The 16,066-nt window shown below is 74.4% G+C and carries 13 protein-coding genes; 4 read left to right on the top strand and 9 right to left on the bottom strand.

Translation table 11 applies throughout. The annotated features are described in order from the left end of the window. Positions 1-40 precede the first annotated feature (40 nt). Entirely contained in the window at positions 41-1,285 is a 1,245-nt protein-coding gene (locus ACZ4VA_RS03340) for a cytochrome P450 (RefSeq protein WP_355784795.1), read from the bottom strand. Positions 1,286-1,601: 316 nt separating this feature from the next. On the opposite strand from ACZ4VA_RS03340, the gene ACZ4VA_RS03345 reads away from it, so the two are divergent. Continuing rightward, entirely contained in the window at positions 1,602-2,771 is a 1,170-nt protein-coding gene (locus ACZ4VA_RS03345; RefSeq protein ID WP_356168237.1) for a steroid 3-ketoacyl-CoA thiolase, read from the top strand. Positions 2,772-2,916: 145 nt separating this feature from the next. Here the strand turns inward: ACZ4VA_RS03345 and ACZ4VA_RS03350 are convergent, their stop codons facing one another. The 7 genes from ACZ4VA_RS03350 to ACZ4VA_RS03380 form a co-directional block, all read right to left on the bottom strand. Further along, positions 2,917-3,330: an aggregation-promoting factor C-terminal-like domain-containing protein gene (locus ACZ4VA_RS03350; RefSeq protein ID WP_355787283.1), complete on the bottom strand. Its 414-nt coding sequence runs from the start codon at positions 3,328-3,330 to the stop codon at positions 2,917-2,919. Positions 3,331-3,705: 375 nt separating this feature from the next. Beyond that, on the bottom strand, positions 3,706-4,536 hold the full coding sequence (locus ACZ4VA_RS03355) for an ECF transporter S component (protein WP_356241773.1): 831 nt from the start codon (positions 4,534-4,536) through the stop codon (positions 3,706-3,708). Continuing rightward, the gene (locus ACZ4VA_RS03360) at positions 4,533-6,215 is read right to left on the bottom strand and encodes an ABC transporter ATP-binding protein (RefSeq protein ID WP_389389453.1); all 1,683 of its coding nucleotides are present in this window, start codon (positions 6,213-6,215) and stop codon (positions 4,533-4,535) included. Before ACZ4VA_RS03360 ends, ACZ4VA_RS03355 begins: the two co-directional genes overlap by 4 nt. Then, the gene (locus ACZ4VA_RS03365; RefSeq protein ID WP_468079472.1) at positions 6,212-7,420 is read right to left on the bottom strand and encodes a CbiQ family ECF transporter T component; all 1,209 of its coding nucleotides are present in this window, start codon (positions 7,418-7,420) and stop codon (positions 6,212-6,214) included. Before ACZ4VA_RS03365 ends, ACZ4VA_RS03360 begins: the two co-directional genes overlap by 4 nt. Before the next feature lie 14 nt (positions 7,421-7,434). After that, positions 7,435-8,085 (bottom strand): SCO2322 family protein, encoded by a 651-nt coding sequence (locus ACZ4VA_RS03370; protein ID WP_468079474.1) that lies wholly within the window; start codon positions 8,083-8,085, stop codon positions 7,435-7,437. After that, positions 8,082-9,317 (bottom strand): prenyltransferase/squalene oxidase repeat-containing protein, encoded by a 1,236-nt coding sequence (locus tag ACZ4VA_RS03375; RefSeq protein WP_356168227.1) that lies wholly within the window; start codon positions 9,315-9,317, stop codon positions 8,082-8,084. Before ACZ4VA_RS03375 ends, ACZ4VA_RS03370 begins: the two co-directional genes overlap by 4 nt. A 436-nt stretch (positions 9,318-9,753) precedes the next feature. Further along, positions 9,754-10,830 (bottom strand): PP2C family protein-serine/threonine phosphatase, encoded by a 1,077-nt coding sequence (locus ACZ4VA_RS03380; RefSeq protein WP_356168224.1) that lies wholly within the window; start codon positions 10,828-10,830, stop codon positions 9,754-9,756. A gap of 186 nt (positions 10,831-11,016) precedes the next feature. Here ACZ4VA_RS03380 and ACZ4VA_RS03385 point away from each other — a divergent pair, with 186 nt between their 5' ends. After that, positions 11,017-13,116: an ATP-binding protein gene (locus ACZ4VA_RS03385; RefSeq protein WP_452924909.1), complete on the top strand. Its 2,100-nt coding sequence runs from the start codon at positions 11,017-11,019 to the stop codon at positions 13,114-13,116. A 28-nt stretch (positions 13,117-13,144) separates the two neighbouring features. Here ACZ4VA_RS03385 and ACZ4VA_RS03390 read toward each other — a convergent pair whose 3' ends face one another. Continuing rightward, the gene (locus ACZ4VA_RS03390) at positions 13,145-14,170 is read right to left on the bottom strand and encodes an MBL fold metallo-hydrolase (RefSeq protein WP_468079477.1); all 1,026 of its coding nucleotides are present in this window, start codon (positions 14,168-14,170) and stop codon (positions 13,145-13,147) included. Positions 14,171-14,368: 198 nt separating this feature from the next. On the opposite strand from ACZ4VA_RS03390, the gene ACZ4VA_RS03395 reads away from it, so the two are divergent. Further along, complete coding sequence (locus ACZ4VA_RS03395; protein WP_355788509.1) at positions 14,369-15,826, top strand: aldehyde dehydrogenase; 1,458 nt, start codon at positions 14,369-14,371, stop codon at positions 15,824-15,826. After that, on the top strand, positions 15,827-16,060 hold the full coding sequence (locus ACZ4VA_RS03400) for a ferredoxin (RefSeq protein ID WP_468079480.1): 234 nt from the start codon (positions 15,827-15,829) through the stop codon (positions 16,058-16,060). The last annotated feature ends 6 nt before the right edge of the window (positions 16,061-16,066 follow it).

The raw sequence follows: 16,066 nt of genomic DNA on the forward strand, positions 1-16,066 counted from the left end.
TGTGCGTCCGGGCAGCCGCGAGGAGCCGGACGCGGAGAAGCTAACCCGGGGTGACCCGCAGCTCCTTCACGCCGTTCAGCCAGGCGGAACGCAGGCGGCGCGGGTCGCCGGCCGCGCGCAGGTCCGGCATCGCGTCGGCGATCGCGCGGAACATCAGGTCGATCTCCAGGGTGGCCAGGGACTTGCCGAGGCAGAAGTGCGGGCCGCCGCCGCCGAAGCCGAGGTGGGGGTTCGGGTCGCGGGTGATGTCGAAGACCTCGGGACGGTCGAAGACCTCCGGGTCGTTGTTGGCCGAGGAGTAGAAGATGCCGACGCGGTCGCCCTTCCTGACGCGGCTGCCGCCGAGCTCCACGTCCTGGGTGGCGGTGCGCTGGAAGGAGACGACGGGCGTGGCCCAGCGCACGATCTCCTCGGCGGTGGTCGCCGGCCGCTCCCGCTTGTAGAGCTCCCACTGGTCGGGGTGGGTGAGGAAGGCGTGCATGCCGTGGGTGATGGCGTTGCGGGTCGTCTCGTTGCCGGCGACGGCCAGCACCAGCACGAAGAACCCGAACTCGTCGGAGGCGAGGTTGCCTTCGTCCTCCGCCGCCACCAGTCGGGTGACGATGTCCTCGGCCGGGCACTGCTTGCGGTCGGCGGCCATGTTCATCGCGTACGAGATGAGCTCGGTCGCCGACTCGGCGCCGACCTCCTCGCTGACCGCGAACTCCGGATCGTCGTACGAGATCATCTTGTTGGACCAGTCGAAGAGCTTGGCCCGGTCGTCCTGCGGGACGCCGATCAGCTCGGCGATCGCCTGAAGGGGCAGCTCGCTCGCGACCTGGGTGACGAAGTCGAAGGTGCCGTCCGCGCCCGTCCCCGCGAGCGCCCGCTCCACGATCTGCCCGGCGCGGGTGCGCAGCGCGTCCTCCAGGGCCCGGATCGCGCGGGGGGTGAAGCCGCGCTGCACGATCTGGCGGACGCGGGTGTGCTCGGGCGGGTCCATGTTGAGCAGGATCAGCCGCTGCACCTCGATCTGCTCGCGCTGGATGCGGTCGTTGAACCGGATGATGGCGGTGTTGACCCAGGAGGAGAACAACTCGGGGTGCGTGGACACGTACTTGACGTCCGCGTGCCGGGTGACGGCCCAGTAGCCGTCGTCGTCGAAGCCCGCGACGCCGCGCCGCTGCGGGATCCAGTGGACCGGCTCGACCCGGCGCAGTTCGGCGAACTCCGGGTGGGGGACGCGGTGGTGGAGCACGTCGGGGTCGGTGAAGTCGAACCCGTCGGGCAGCGCTGGACAGGGCATCGGCAACTCCAGGTGTCGCGCGTCCTGCTGGGTGGCGGCCGGATTCTGACGGTCCATCAGGAATACGAATTGTCGTGAAGGTAGTAACGGGTTCTACAAGTGGCAAGGGGTGCGGGGCCCCGAATTGCGTGCGGACTTCGTGCGGATCGCGACTTCGGGGGATGCACGACCCTTGCGGCACCGGCCCTCCGCTCAGCAGACTGCACGCAGAACTAGAACGCGTACTAGTTCAGCGTGGCGGGTGGCCGGGACGCCCGCGCCGCGCGGGTGAGCGGGGCCGAGCCACGCCGGGCCGGCCCGAAGGAGAGGACGACCCATGGCCGCGGAACCCGTGATCGTCGAAGCCGTACGCACCCCCATCGGCAAGCGCGGCGGCGCGCTCGCCCCCCTGCATCCCGCCTACCTCCTGGGCGAGACCTACCGCGAACTCCTCGGCCGCACCGGCATCCACGCCGACTGCGTCGAGCAGATCGTCGGCGGCACGGTGACCCACGCCGGCGAGCAGTCCATGAACCCCGCGCGCACCGCCTGGCTCACCATGGGCCTGCCCTACGAGACGGCGGCGACGACGGTCGACTGCCAGTGCGGCTCCTCGCAGCAGGCCTCGCACATGGTCGCCAACATGGTCGCGGCCGGCGTGATCGACATCGGGATCAGCTGCGGGGTCGAGGCGATGTCCCGCGTCCCGCTGGGCTCGGGGTCCAAGCACGGTCCGGGCAAGCCCTTCCCCGAGGAGGCGCACGTCGACCTGCCGAACCAGTTCGAGGCCGCCGAGCGCATCGCGCGCCGGCGAGGGCTGACCCGGGAGAACGTGGACTCGCTCGGGCTCATCTCCCAGGAGCGGGCCGCGATCGCCTGGTCCGAGGAGCGCTTCAAGCGCGAGACGTTCGCCGTGCAGGTGCCCACCACCGAGGAGGAGCAGCGGGCCGGGCAGGGCATGTGGCGCCTGGTCGACCGGGACGAGGGGCTGCGGGACACCAGCATGGAGGCGCTGGCCCGGCTGAAGCCGGTGATGCCGACCGCCCTGCACACCGCGGGCAACTCCTCGCAGATATCCGACGGTGCCTGCGCCCTGATGTGGGCGTCGAAGCGGATGGCGCGGGCGCTCAAGCTGCGCCCGCGGGCCCGCGTCGTCGCCCAGGCGCTGGTCGGCGCCGACCCGCACTACCACCTGGACGGGCCGATCGACGCGACCCGGGCGGTGCTCGGCAAGGCCGGCATGTCGCTCAAGGACATCGACCTCGTGGAGATCAACGAGGCGTTCGCGTCGGTGGTGCTGAGCTGGGCCCAGGTCTTCGGGCAGGACCTGGAGAAGGTCAACGTCAACGGCGGCGCGATCGCCCTCGGGCATCCCGTCGGGGCGACCGGTGCGCGGCTCATCACGACGGCGCTGCACGAACTGGAGCGCCGGGACGCGGAGTTCGCGCTCATCACGATGTGCGCGGGCGGGGCGCTGGCGACCGGGACGATCATCCAGCGGCTCTGACCCGCGAGGGGCGCCGCCCGGAGCACGGCGAAGGCGGCGGCCCGGGGATCAGGGGCCGCCGCCTTCGCGTACGGGGGTGCCGGGGGAGTCGTGGCCCCGCGTCCGGCGTCATGCCAGGGGCGCCGACGGCGCCGGTGGGTGCGGCTCAGTACCAGCCGTGGCTCTGCCAGAAGTTCCACGCGCCGACGGGGCTGCCGTAGCGGTCGTTCATGTAGTCCAGGCCCCACTTGATCTGCGTCTCGGCGCTGGTCTTCCAGTCGGAGCCCTTGGTGGCCATCTTGTTGCCGGGCAGCGCCTGGACGAGGCCGTAGGCGCCGGACGAGGAGTTCGTGGCGGTGACGTTCCAGTCGCTCTCGTGCTCGACGATCTTGCTGAACGCGTTGTACTGCGCGGCGTCCGGGATCATCTTGTGCGCGATCGACTGAGCGGAGGAGACCGAGGTCGTCGCTGCCTGGGCGGGGGCCGCGACCAGCACCACGCCGGTCGTGAGGGCGGCCAGGCCGGCGGCGGTGAGGGCCTTCTTCGGGGAGGCGACGCGACGGATGACGGAGACGGACACGAAGCACCTTTTCTTCGGGGACGGGGACGCGCCGGCATGCCGGGACCGCGCGGAGGCGGCGGGGGCACACTGCGGCGCCGCGACCCGGGAGGGCACGTCGGCGCCTGGCGACTCCTCCAGAGAAACAGGCCCGCCGGGCGTCCGCAATGACCCCTTTTACTAGTGGTGGTCGCAAGCGGGGGAGAAGTACCTTCTGTGACCTGGCTCTCAAAGCCCAGGTCAGCGCCCTGGGCGTCGGGTACATGTCACCACTGGCGGCTACGACCCGGGTTAGTTGAGGACCAAGGTCCTGTGGGCCGCCTCACGCCCGGTCTCACGGAGCGTGCGCGCGGATGACGCGCTGCGACCGGCGCGTGTGACGCGCACCGCACGCCATCACGGCTCGAACGTGACCGGGGTCTCGAAGGCGGCCCGGCGGGTGGCCCGGCGCAGCGCCCGCAGCAGGGGACCGCCCACGGTGAGGGTCAGGGCGACGGTCACCACGGCCCGGCCCAGGTCCCAGCCGAGCGAGGTCGCCAGGCAGTAGGTGAGGAACCGTACGAGGTTCTCGTGGACGGGGTCGTGGGGGTCGAAGGCGACGCTGGAGGCCATCGAGTGCAGGAACGGCCAGCCCGCGAGGTTCATGACCGTCCCGTACGCGACCGCCGCGAGGCAGCCGTAGGCGGCGAGCATCGCCAGCTCGCCCCGGCCGCGCAGCCGGTCGGGGGCGGGCAGCAGCCCGGCGCCCATCGTGAACCAGCCCATGGAGAGCATCTGGAACGGCATCCACGGACCGACACCGCCGGTGAGCAGGGCCGACGCGAACATGGTCACGGCCCCGAGGACGAAGCCGAAGCCGGGCCCGAGCACCCGCCCGCTCAGCACCAGCAGGAAGAACATCGGCTCGATCCCGGCGGTCCCGGCGCCGATCGGCCGCAGCGCGGCACCGGTCGCGGCCAGCACGCCGAGCATGGCGACCGCCTTGGGACCGAGGCCGGACTCGGAGATCGTCGCCGCGACGACGGCGACCAGCAGTACGAGGAGGACGGCGAAGAGCCAGGGCGCGTCCTGGCTGTGCGCGTTCACCTGGGCGCCGGGGTCCGCGAGGAGCGGCCAGCCGAACCCGCCGACGCCCACCGCGCCGACCAGCACGAGGGCGGCGACCGAGCGCGGGCCGAGGCGGACGGCGCGGGGCCGCGGCCGGCCGGTGGACGGGGATCCGCTCACGCGAGGGCCTCCCGTATCTGGGCGACGGTGAGCCACCGCTCGGGGGCGAGGATCTTCGTCACCTGCGGGGCGAAGGACGGGGAGGCGACGACCACCTCGGCCGTGGGACCGTCCGCGACGATCTCGCCGTCGGCGAGGATCACCACCCGGTGCGCCAGTTCGGCGGCGAGCTCCACGTCGTGCGTGGCCAGCACGATCGTGTGGCCTTCCGCCGCCAGGGCGCGCAGCACGGCGACCAGGCGGGCCTTCGCCGCGTAGTCCAGGCCGCGGGTCGGTTCGTCGAGCAGCAGCAGCGGGGGGCGCGCCGTCAGGACGACGGCCAGCGCGAGGGCCAGCCGCTGGCCCTCGGACAGGTCGCGCGGATGCGTGCCGTCCTCGATGCCCGGCAGCAGTTCGCGCACCAGCGCCCGGCAGCCGCCCGGTTCGGCGCCCGCGTCGCGGTCGGCCGCCACGCACTCGGCGGCCACCGTGTCCGCGTACAGCAGGTCCCGTGGTTCCTGCGGTACGAGTCCGACGCGGCGCACGAGGTCGCGCGGGGCGGTGCGGTGCGGCACCGCCCCGCCGACCCGTACCGATCCCGCGGCGGGTTCGACCAGCCCGACCAGCGCGGCGAGCAGGGTCGACTTCCCCGCGCCGTTGCGGCCCATCAGCGCGATGGTCTCGCCCGGGGCGGCCGTCAGGTCCACCTGCCGCAGCACCTCGGCCCGGCCCCGACGGACGGCGAGGCCCTCGACGGCGGCCGTGGCCGGGGGAGCGGCGGCGACCGGCGCGCGCCTGAGCGCGAACCGGGGGCGGCGGGCCGCAGTCCCGGCCGGCCCGGGATGCCGCGCCGTGCCCGGCGCCGGCACCGGTGCCGGGGTGCGCGTCGCGAGGCGTTCGCGCAGCGCCCCGGCCGTCCTGCGGGCGTCGCGCACGGTCAGCGGGAGCGGCGACCAGCCCGCGAGGCGGCCCAGCTCCACCACCGGCGGGTACACCGGGGAGACGGCCATCACCTCGGCCGGGGTGCCGAGGACGGGCGCGGCCCCCGGGGCGGGCAGCAGGACCACGCGGTCCGCGTACTGCACGACCCGCTCCAGCCGGTGCTCCGCGAGGAACACCGTCGTCCCGAGGTCGTGGACGAGGCGCTGGAGGACGGCGAGGACCTCCTCGGCGGCGGCGGGGTCCAGCGCGGACGTCGGCTCGTCGAGGACCAGCACCCGGGGGTGCGGCGTCAGCACCGAGCCGATGGCGACCCGCTGCTGCTGGCCGCCGGACAGGGTGAGAAGGGGACGGTCGCGCAGGTCGGCCAGACCCAGCAGGTCCAGCGTCTCCTCCACCCGCCGCCGCATCACGTCCGGGGCGAGCCCCAACGACTCCATGCCGTAAGCGAGTTCGTCCTCGACGGTGTCCGTGACGAAGTGGGACAGCGGGTCCTGGCCCACCGTGCCCACGACGTCCGCGAGTTCGCGCGGCTTGTGCGTGCGGGTGTCCCGCCCGGCGACGGTGACCCGGCCGCGCAGGGTGCCGCCGGTGAAGTGCGGGACCAGACCGCCGACCGCGCCCAGCACCGTCGACTTGCCGACCCCGGACGGGCCCGCCAGCAGCACCAGTTCACCCTCCGGGACCTCGAAGTCCAGCCCCTGGACGGCCGGTTCCGCGGCCCCCTCGTACGTCACCGAGACGTCCGTGAAGCGGATCATGAGGACTCCTTGGGGGTGGGGGCGACGACGGAGGGCAGCAGCCCGAGCAGGATCGCCGCCGCGGGCCACAAGGGGAGGGCGGGTGCGGTCAGCGGGACGACGCCGGGATGCAGGGCCGCCGGGTCCCGCGAGCCGGCCACGACCATCAGCGCGGCCACCGCGACCCCGGAGGCCGAGACGAGCCAGGCCCGCGGGCCCCAGGCGTCCGGCCGGTAGCGCGTGCGCAGCGTACGGCGTCCGCCCAGCCACAGGCCGCCGAGCGCGGCGGCCACCCCGGCGACGAGCACGGGCAGCCCGTACGTCCCGCCCTCCGCGGTCAGCACTCCGTAGGTTCCCGCGCAGACGCCGAGCAGCCCGCCCAGGGTGAGCGCGGACGTGGTGCGGCGGACGGCGGCCGGGACCTGGGCGGTGCGCCCGTACCCGCGCGCGTCCATCGCCGCCGCCAGCGCGACCGAGCGCTCCAGCGCGCCCTCCAGAACGGGCAGTCCGACCTGGAGCAGACCGCGCAGACCCCGGTCAGGGCGCCCGCGCAACCGCCGGGCCGCCCGCAGCCGCTGGACGTCCGTGATCAGGTTCTGCGCGTACGTCAGCGCGACGACCACGGCGACGCCCGCCTCGTAGAGCGCGCCCGGCAGCGACTTGAGCAGCCGGGCCGGGTTCGCGAGGGCGTTCGCCGCGCCCACGCAGGACAGCAGCGTGGCCAGTTTGAGGCCGTCGTACAGCGCGAAGACCAGTCCCTCGGCGGTGACGTCGCCGCCGATGCGCACGCCCTCGGCCCAGTCCGGCAGGGGGACCTCGGGGAGCGCGACCAGGACCCGCTCGCCGGGGATGGGCGAGCCGAGGAACACGGCGAACACCAGGCGCACGGCCAGCACGGCGAGGGCCAGCTTCATGAACGCGCCGTAGGAGCGGGCCCAGGGCGCGTCGGTGCGGCGGACGGCCACGACATAGCCGGCCACGCCGACGAGCAGGCCGAGCAGGAGGGGGTTGGTGGTGCGGGAGGCGGCGGTGCCCAGGCCCAGGGCCCAGATCCACCAGGCGCCCGGGTGGAGGGCGTTGCCGCGGTTCGCCTCCACGGTGAACGGGCGGCGGCGCCGGGGCACGGAGCCGGGGAAGCGCTCACCGGGCTCGCGGCGGGGCCCGCCCCGTCCCGGGGGACGGCGGTCCTCGGCCGGGGCGGGACGGTGGTTCTCGTCCGTCGTCACAGGTGCCACCTCGCTCAGTGCCGGCGGCGCCGGGCCTGCCATATCGCGGCCGCCCCCAGCGCCGCCACCGCCGCGAGGCCCGCGAGCACGCCGGCCGAGGGGCCGGAGCCCCCCGAACCGGACTCGGACGCGGACCGCGGCCGTGCCGAGGAGTCGGGGTCGCCGGCCGCGACCTGTTCGCCGCAGCCCGTCCGCGGGTAGCCCGCGATGGCGCACAGCAGCGCGTTGGTGTCGTAGCGCAGCGGCTTGGCGACGGCGGCGAGCGCGTCGGCCGTCGTCGCGTCGGTGCCGACGCGCGCGCAGGCCGTGCGGGCGCGCGGCGGCGTCTGCCCGGACGGCGCGTCCGCGGCCGTACCGAAGTCCAGGACGAGCGCGATCCGCTTCCTGCCGTCGCGGGCGGGCGTCCCGCCGCAGACGGCGTCGAAGTCCGGCTTCGTACGCGGTTTCGTGGCGCGCGAGGAGTCCTCGCTCACGGCGAACCGGAAGCCCTGCACGTCGCCGTCGGAGGGCCGCGCGGTCGACGGGCCCTGCGTGGCGTACGTCCAGGAGCCGCCGCTCAGGTCCCAGAACGACCAGTAGCGGTAGCCGACGGCCTGGGCCTGCCCGGCCCCGCCGAGCACCAGGAGCAGCACGGCGAGGACGGCGGCGGCACCGCGCCGGGTCACGGCTGGCGCTTCCTGTTGCGGCCGCTGATCAGGAAGCCGACGCCGATACCGGCGACCAGGCCGACACCGACGATCCACCACACGCCGAGGCCGCCTTCCTCGTCGCCGTCCTTCTTCTTCTCGCCCGGGGCGTCCGTCTGGCCGGCGGACTGGGGCGCGGGGCCGGTCGCGGCGAGCCGCGCCACGAGGTCGGTCCCGCCGAAGTCGCGCGGGTCGGTGCCGGTGGCGTGCGCCGCGAAGATCAGCTGGGCGTACGCGGCGGGACCGGACTTCGCGGCCCACGCGCCTGAGTTCTTCTCCAGCCAGGCCAGCGGCTTCTTCGTGTCCTCGGTCCGGCCCGCGGCGGCGAGCGCGACGACCGCGTCCGCGGTGTTGCCGTGGTCGGGCTGGTCCTTCGCGCCGGGCATCGCCGACGTGAGGTGCGAGGTGCCGCGCAGGGCGCCGGCGAGGTGGGCCGCGCCGTTGCGGGCCGCGTCCCCGGGCGTGAGCTTCTTCGGGTCCGCGCAGTCGGCGCCGTCCGCCGCCTTGCCGGCCTTCGCCGCGAACCCCTTGCCGAGGGCGCCGAGCACGCCGGCCGCCGTCGCGTCCTCGTTGGCCGCGAGGGCGCCCTTCTTGTCGGGCTGGTAGGCGAAGGCGCCGCCGCCGTCCTCGTCGCACGGGACCGACAGCTTCAGCAGGGCGTCGTACGGGGACCTGCCGTCCTTGGCGGTGTCGCCGGGCGCGGTGCCCGAGGCGGCCAGGGCGCCGATCACCACGGACGTCGAGTTCGCGTCGCTGGCCCCGCCCGCGGCGAAGCCCCAGCCGCCGTCCTTGTTCTGGACGGACTTCAGCCAGGCCACGGCCTTGTCCGTTTCCGCGTCGTGACCGCCGAGCGCGGCGAGCGCCTGCACGGCGGCGGCCGTGCTGTTGGTGTCCACCATCGTCTTGGCGCCGCACTTCGCGGACGCGTCGGCGCGGTACGGGGCGAAGGCGCCGTTCGCGCACTGCTGACCGGTCAGCCAGTCGACGGCCTTCACGGCGGGCTTCACCCCGGTGGTGTGCTGGGCCAGCAGCGTGAGCGACTGCCGCCAGACCCCGTCGTAGGTGGGGTCGGCGGAGCCGTAGAGGCCGGAGGGGAGCGCCTGGGACGGTGAGGCGGACGGGGACGAGTCGTCGGCGAGGGCGGCGGATGCGGCCGCCGTACCGATCACGGCGGTGACGGCGAGTACCGCGGCGCTGCGGCGAACAATCATGACTCTCCCTGCGGGGAGCCGGGCAGCACCGGGCACGCTGGAGTACCGGGTGGCTCCGGCTCCGTATCCCTCGACGGTGCCGGCCAGCGGCGGGCTGCCGATGGCGCGAGCCGGTCACGTCCCGCGCGAGGCGATCCGGCTCACCGTCCGGCGGACGGTTCACGGTTGCGGGTCAGCGCCGGAATTGCACCGGCTTCCCCCCGTACGGGTGTGATGACGACGCGCTCACTCTACCGGCCCGTAGCCAGGCGCCCGTGGGCCGCCCGTGCGGACCCCGTGGGCGGGGCCGGCACGGGCGGCCCGGAAGGTCGCGGGCCACGGCGACGACGGGGAGACCGCCCGGTTCCGGCCGGAGGCGGACGCGGCGAACCGGACCCCGGTGGCCTGACGCCGGGACGCGCGGCACGGCGCGCGCCGGGGCAGGGCGTGCGCAGGGTCAGGGCGTGCGCGCGGGGACCGTCGACTCCAGCGGCTGGCACAGGACCAGGGCGAGGTCGTCGTCGGGCGCGCCCCCGGTGTGCGTGGTCAGCCGGGTGTAGAGCGCGTGCAGGGCGTCGTCGGGCAGGGGCTCGCGCAGGGCGAGCGCGGCCTCGCCGAGCAGCGGGAAGGCGTTGCCGTCCGGGTCGCGGGCCTCGGTCAGGCCGTCGGTGTAGAGGAGGAGCCGGTCGCCGGGCTGGAGCCGTACGCGGTACTGACGCGTCTCGGGCGCCAGCCCCAACGGCGTGCTGGGCACCCCGGGTTCGAGCAGCTCGACGCGGTCGCCGGAGCGCAGCGGCGCCGGATGGCCGCAGTTGACCAGCCGCACCTCGCCGGGCGCGAACTCGGCGAACACCGCGGTGACGAAGTCCTCGGGGCCCAGTTCCGGGGCGAGCCGGGCGTCGAGGCCCTCCGCCAGCACCGTCAGGTCCGGTGCGGTGTAAGCGAGTTCACGGAATCCGGTGATGGTGTCGGCCGTCAGCCTGAGGGCGTCCAGGCCGTGCCCGCGCACGTCACCGACGAGGACCCGCAGTCCGTACCGCGTCATCGCGACGTCGTACAGGTCCCCGCCGACCGTCGACTCCAGGGCGGCGCAGTGGTAGCGGGTGCAGACCTGCGTCCCGTCCAGGTTCTTCGAGATGGGCCGCAGGATCGCCTCCTGGGTGACCCGGGCCACCTCGCGGGCCTGGACCAGCATCCGGTCCAGGAGTTCGCGCTGCCGGGCCGCGTACACGGTCAGGGCGCAGCCGAGCACGAGTCCGCTCCAGCGCACGGTCAGCTCCAGGGGCGGCACCTCCTCGGCGAGGCCCATGACCAGTCCCAGGGCCGCCGAGCAGCAGCAGACCAGCAGGGTGGACCGCGGTCCGAGCCGGACGCAGGCCGTCAGCGGGGCGATGAGCAGCATCGTGATCAGGGAGGGGACCTGGTCGAAGAGCAGGTCGGGGACCGCGATCAGCAGGCAGACGGCCAGCGGCGCGGCCGGCAGGCGCGGGCTCCTCTCACGTGCGTCCGTGCGGCCCGCGTCCCTGGCGGTCATCCATTGCCCCTGCTCCCTCGCGGTCATCCTCCGACGATCTACGACTATCGCCCGTCACCCTCCGACCAACAGGGGGTTGATCGCATCTCTTTGGAATGTGCCGGGAAGTGGCGGCACATCAGGGCTTTGTGTCCGAGTTCGGTGAGCCGTGCGCGGTGTGGGACTGCTCTCGTCACACTGTGCCGTGTGTCCCAGCCATCGAACGGTGACCGACCGGGCAACCTCCCGCCCGAGACCCGCAGCTTCGTCGGCAGGCGTGCCGAACTCCAGTGGCTCGACCGGGCGTTGGACCCCGGAGTGGACGCCGGACGGCTGGTGAGCGTCGTCGGGACCGGCGGGGTGGGCAAGACCCGGCTCGCCCTGCGGGCCGCGGGCCGCGCCGCCCCGGACGCGTACCCGGACGGCGTCTGGCTGGTCGAGCTGTCCCCGCTGCACACCGCGGGACTGGTCGGCCTCGCCGTGGTGGAGGCGCTGCGCCTCGCCGACCGGTCGACGGCACCGGTCACCGACGTGCTCGCGCAATGGGCCCGTGACAAACGGCTGTTGCTCGTCCTGGACTCCTGCGAGCACGTCCTCGCGGACTGCGCCGCCCTCGCCGGGACCCTGCTGTCCGCCCTGCCCGGACTGCGCGTCCTCGTCACCAGCCGCGAACCCCTCGGCCTGCCCGGCGAGCGGGTGCTGCGCCTGGAGCCGCTGCCGGTGAAGGACGACGCCGTGGAACTCTTCGCCGACCGCGCGGCCGCGGCCGACCCCGCCTTCGTCCTGGACGACCGCAGCCGCGCCGCCGCCACCGCCGTCTGCCGCCGCCTCGACGGCATCCCCCTCGCCATCGAACTGGCCGCCGCCCGCCTCGCCGACCTCTCCGTCGAGGAACTGCACGGCCGGCTCGTCGAACGCCGCCCGCCCTCCCGGCTGGACCTGTCCACCCCGACCGGGGACGCGGGCCCGCCGCGCCACCGGACGCTGCGCACGGCCATCGGCTGGAGCCACGAACTGTGCGCGCCCCCGGAGCGGTTGCTGTGGGCCCGGCTCTCGGTCTTCGCGGGCGGCTTCCGCGCGACCGCCGCCGAGGACGTGTGCGCGGGCGGACCGCTGCCCGCGGGACGGGTCGGCGCGCTGCTGGACCGGCTCGTCGAGCAGTCCATCGTGGTGCGCCACCGCACCGACCCGGCCCGCTTCCGGCTCCTGGACACCGTCCGGGAGTTCGGCGCCGACTGGCTCCGCGCGCTCGGCGAGGAGCCCGCGGTACGGCGGCGGCACCGCGACCACTACCGGGCGCTGGCCCGCCGCGGCTGCGCCGAGTGGAACACCGGACGCCAGGTCCCGTGGTGCGAGCGCGTCCTCGACGAGCACGCCGACCTGCGCACCGCCCTGGACTGCGCGCTCGCCGAACCCGACGGCCGGACCCTGGAGATGGCCGCCGACGTCGGCTTCCTCTGGCGCCACTGCGGCCATCTGCGCGACGCCCAGCACTGCCTGGACCAGGCGCTCGCCGCCGACCGGGCCGCCGGCCACCCCGCCGCCGGCCCCGTCCGCGTCCGCGCCCTGTGGACCCGCGGCGCCGTGGCCCTCCTCCAGGGCGACCTTGAGGAGGCGGCCGGCTGGGCGGCGCGGTGCGCGGACCTGGCCCGGGAAGAGGGTGACCCGGTGGCCGTGGTCGCCGCCGCCTATGTGACCGGCGGGCAACTCGCCCTGAGCGGTCGGCTCCGCGAGGCGGTCGAGGTGCTCTCCGCGGCGGACCGGCTTCCCGTCCGGGCGGACGGGCTCGGCGCCGCCCAGCTCCAGGTCCGCCTCGCGCTGTCCTTCGCCCATCTGCTGGGCGGCGGCTACGACGACGCCCGCTCGGTCGCCCAGGAGGTGCGCGCCGCCTCGGTGACGCACGGCGAGAGCTGGGCCGGGGCGTTCGCGGACTGCTTCCTGGCCCAGACCGATCTGGCGCGCGGCGACGTCGACGCGGCCGTCCGCAACGCCCGCACCGCGCTCGCCGGGCACGCCCGCCTGCACAACACCGTCGGCGCGGCCATGTCCCTGGACGCGCTGGCCGCCGCCCTCGTCGCGGCCGGCGACGGGGAACGCGCGGCCCGCCTCCTCGGCGTCGGCGCGCGGGTCTGGGAGCTGACCGGACGTGCCCACATGGACTCGCCCGACCTCAGGGCGACCCGCCGCGCCCACGAGGCCCGGATCCGCGGCGAGATCGGCGACACGGCCTACGAGCGGGCGTACGGGGAGGGACGCGCCATGCCGTACGCCCGGGGCCTGGCCTACGCGACGGCCGGGACGCGCTGACCGCCGCCGGGCCGTCCCCGCCCGGCGGTCAGACGGCCACGTACGTCACGGGATCGCTCCCCGGTACCGTCTGCGCCCGGCCCAGTTTCACCAGCCGCCGGACGTGGGCCTCGGCCTCCGACACCGCGATGTTCCGGGAGGCGTACGGGATGCGGTCCCAGGGGCGGTTCCACTCCATGCGCTCGGCCAGCTGCCAGGCGGTGAGCGGGACGCGGAGCAGCGCGAGGAGCCCGGTGAGCCGCTCCTCGTGGTGGCCGAGCAGCGCCCGTACGCGCTCGGAGGCGTCGGTGAAGGCGTACTGGTGGGCGGGGAGCACCTCGGCGGGGCCGAGCCGGCCGACCCGCTCCAGGGAGTCGAGGTAGTCGCCGAGCGGATCGGTGACGGTGGCGTCGTCCGGGTCCTCGTACAGTCCGATGTGCGGGGTGATCTCCGGCAGCAGGTGGTCGCCGGAGAAGAGGCGTCCGCGGCCCGGGAGCCGTGCCGGGTGGTCCTCCTCCAGGTGAAGGCAGACGTGGCCCGGGGTGTGGCCGGGCGTCCAGATCGCGCGCAGCCGGCGTCCGGGGAGGTCGAGCAGGTCGCCGGGGACGATCTCGCGGTCGGGGAGCGCGGGGGAGAGGCCGGGCAGCGCCCGGGGGCGGGCGGTGCGCAGCGGCGCCACGTGCTCCTCGGGCGCGCCCGCCGCCGCGAGCTTGTCCGCCATGTACGTGAACCACAGCTCGGGCCGGTACTCGCGCATCCGCCGGACGACCGAGGTGTCCGCCGCGTGCATCGCGATCCAGGCGCCGGACGCCTCGCGCACGGCGCCGGACAGACCGTGGTGGTCGGGGTGGTGGTGGGTGACGACCACGCCGTGGATCTCTGCGACGGAGGTGCCGCAGGCGGCGAGCCCGGCGGCCAGGACGTCGAGGGAGGCGGGGTCGTCCCAGCCCGTGTCGATCAGGACGGGCCCGCGGTCGGTGTCCACGACGTACACCAGCGTGTGGCCGAGGGGGTTGTCCGGGATGGGCACCCTGATCGACCGTACGCCCCCGCCGTGATCGGTCACCTGCGCCATGGGCTTCCACCAATCGCCGTGTTCCCGTCACTATAACTAGAACCAGTTCCAATGGGAGCCCAAGTCGACCGCCCCGTCGCCGCTTTCGCCCCGGGAGTCCACGGCCACGTGCGTTCCGTGGACTCCGCGGACCGGAACTGGTATCAGTTCTCGTATCTGATGACTCGTCAGAGAGCGTCCTCCGGGGAGGCAGTCGCCATGACCGAGCTCGTGGAACACGGACAGCTGTTCATCGGGGGGGAGTTGACGGACCCCCTGGGCGAGGACGTCATCGAGGTGGTCTCGCCCCACACCGAGGAGGTCATCGGGCGCGTCCCGCACGCCTGCGCGGGGGACGTCGACCGGGCCGTGGCCGCCGCGCGCCGCGCGTTCGACGAAGGGCCCTGGCCGCGCATGACGCTCGACGAGCGGATCGAGGTGGTCTCCCGCATCAAGGACGGCATCGCCGTGCGGCACGAGGAGATCGCCCGCGTCATCTCCTCCGAGAACGGCTCCCCGTACTCCTGGAGCGTCCTCGCCCAGGCACTCGGCGCGATGATGGTCTGGGACGCGGCGATCACCGTCGCCCGGGACTTCACGTACGAGGAGACGCGCGACGGCGTCCTCGGGAAGATCCTCGTCCGGCGCGAGCCGGTCGGCGTCGTCGCGGCCGTCGCGCCGTGGAACGTGCCCCAGTTCGTGGCCGCCGCGAAACTCGCGCCCGCCCTGCTGACCGGCTGCACCGTAGTGCTGAAGCCGTCACCCGAATCCCCCCTGGACGCCTACCTGCTGGGCGAGATCGCGCGGGAGGCGGGCCTGCCCGAGGGGGTCCTGTCGATCCTCCCGGCGGACCGCGAGGTGAGCGAGTACCTGGTCGGGCACCCCGGCGTCGACAAGGTCTCCTTCACCGGCTCGGTCGCCGCCGGCCGGCGCGTCATGGAGGTCGCGGCACGCCATCTCACGCGCGTCACGCTGGAGTTGGGCGGCAAGTCGGCGGCCGTCGTGCTGCCGGACGCCGACCTCGACACCACCGTCCCCGGGATCGTCTCGGCGGCCTGGATGAACAACGGCCAGGCGTGCGTCGCCCAGACCCGCATCCTCGTACCGCGCTCGCGCTACGACGAGTTCGCGGACGCCTTCGCGACGGCCGCGGGGGCGCTGGTCGTCGGCGACCCGCTCGACCCGGCCACCCAGGTGGGCCCGCTGGTCGCCAGGCGCCAGCAGCAGCGCAGCCTCGACTACATCCGCATCGGCCAGGAGGAAGGCGCCAAGATCCTCACCGGCGGCGGCCGTCCACCGGGCCTGGAGCGCGGCTGGTACGTGGAACCCACCCTCTTCGGCGACGTCGACAACTCCATGCGCGTGGCCCGCGAGGAGATCTTCGGGCCGGTCATCTGCCTGCTCCCGTACGGCGACGAGGGCGAGGCGGTGAAGATCGCCAACGACTCGGACTACGGGCTCAGCGGCAGCGTCTGGACCGCCGACGTCGAGCACGGGATCGACGTGGCCCGCCGGGTGCGTACCGGCACCTACTCCGTCAACACCTTCAGCCTCGACATGCTCGGCCCCTTCGGCGGCTACAAGAACTCCGGTCTGGGGCGGGAGTTCGGCCCCGAGGGCTACGGCGAGTACCTGGAGCACAAGATGATCCACCTGCCCGCCGGCTGGGAGGCGTAGATGGGCGACCGCTGGCACGTCGAGGTCGACCGCTCCGTGTGCATCGGCTCCGCCCAGTGCACCCACCTCGCGGCGGACGCCTTCCGCCTCGACGCCGGACGGCAGTCCCACCCCGCCACCCCGGACACCGACGCCGACGAACGCGTCCTGGAGGCGGCCGAGAGCTGCCCGGTCGAGGCCATCACGATCACGCTGCTGACCTCGGGCGAACCCGTGTTCCCGCCCGAGGAGTGAGCCCTT

The sequence above is a fragment of the Streptomyces sp. NPDC028308 genome (assembly GCF_055565855.1).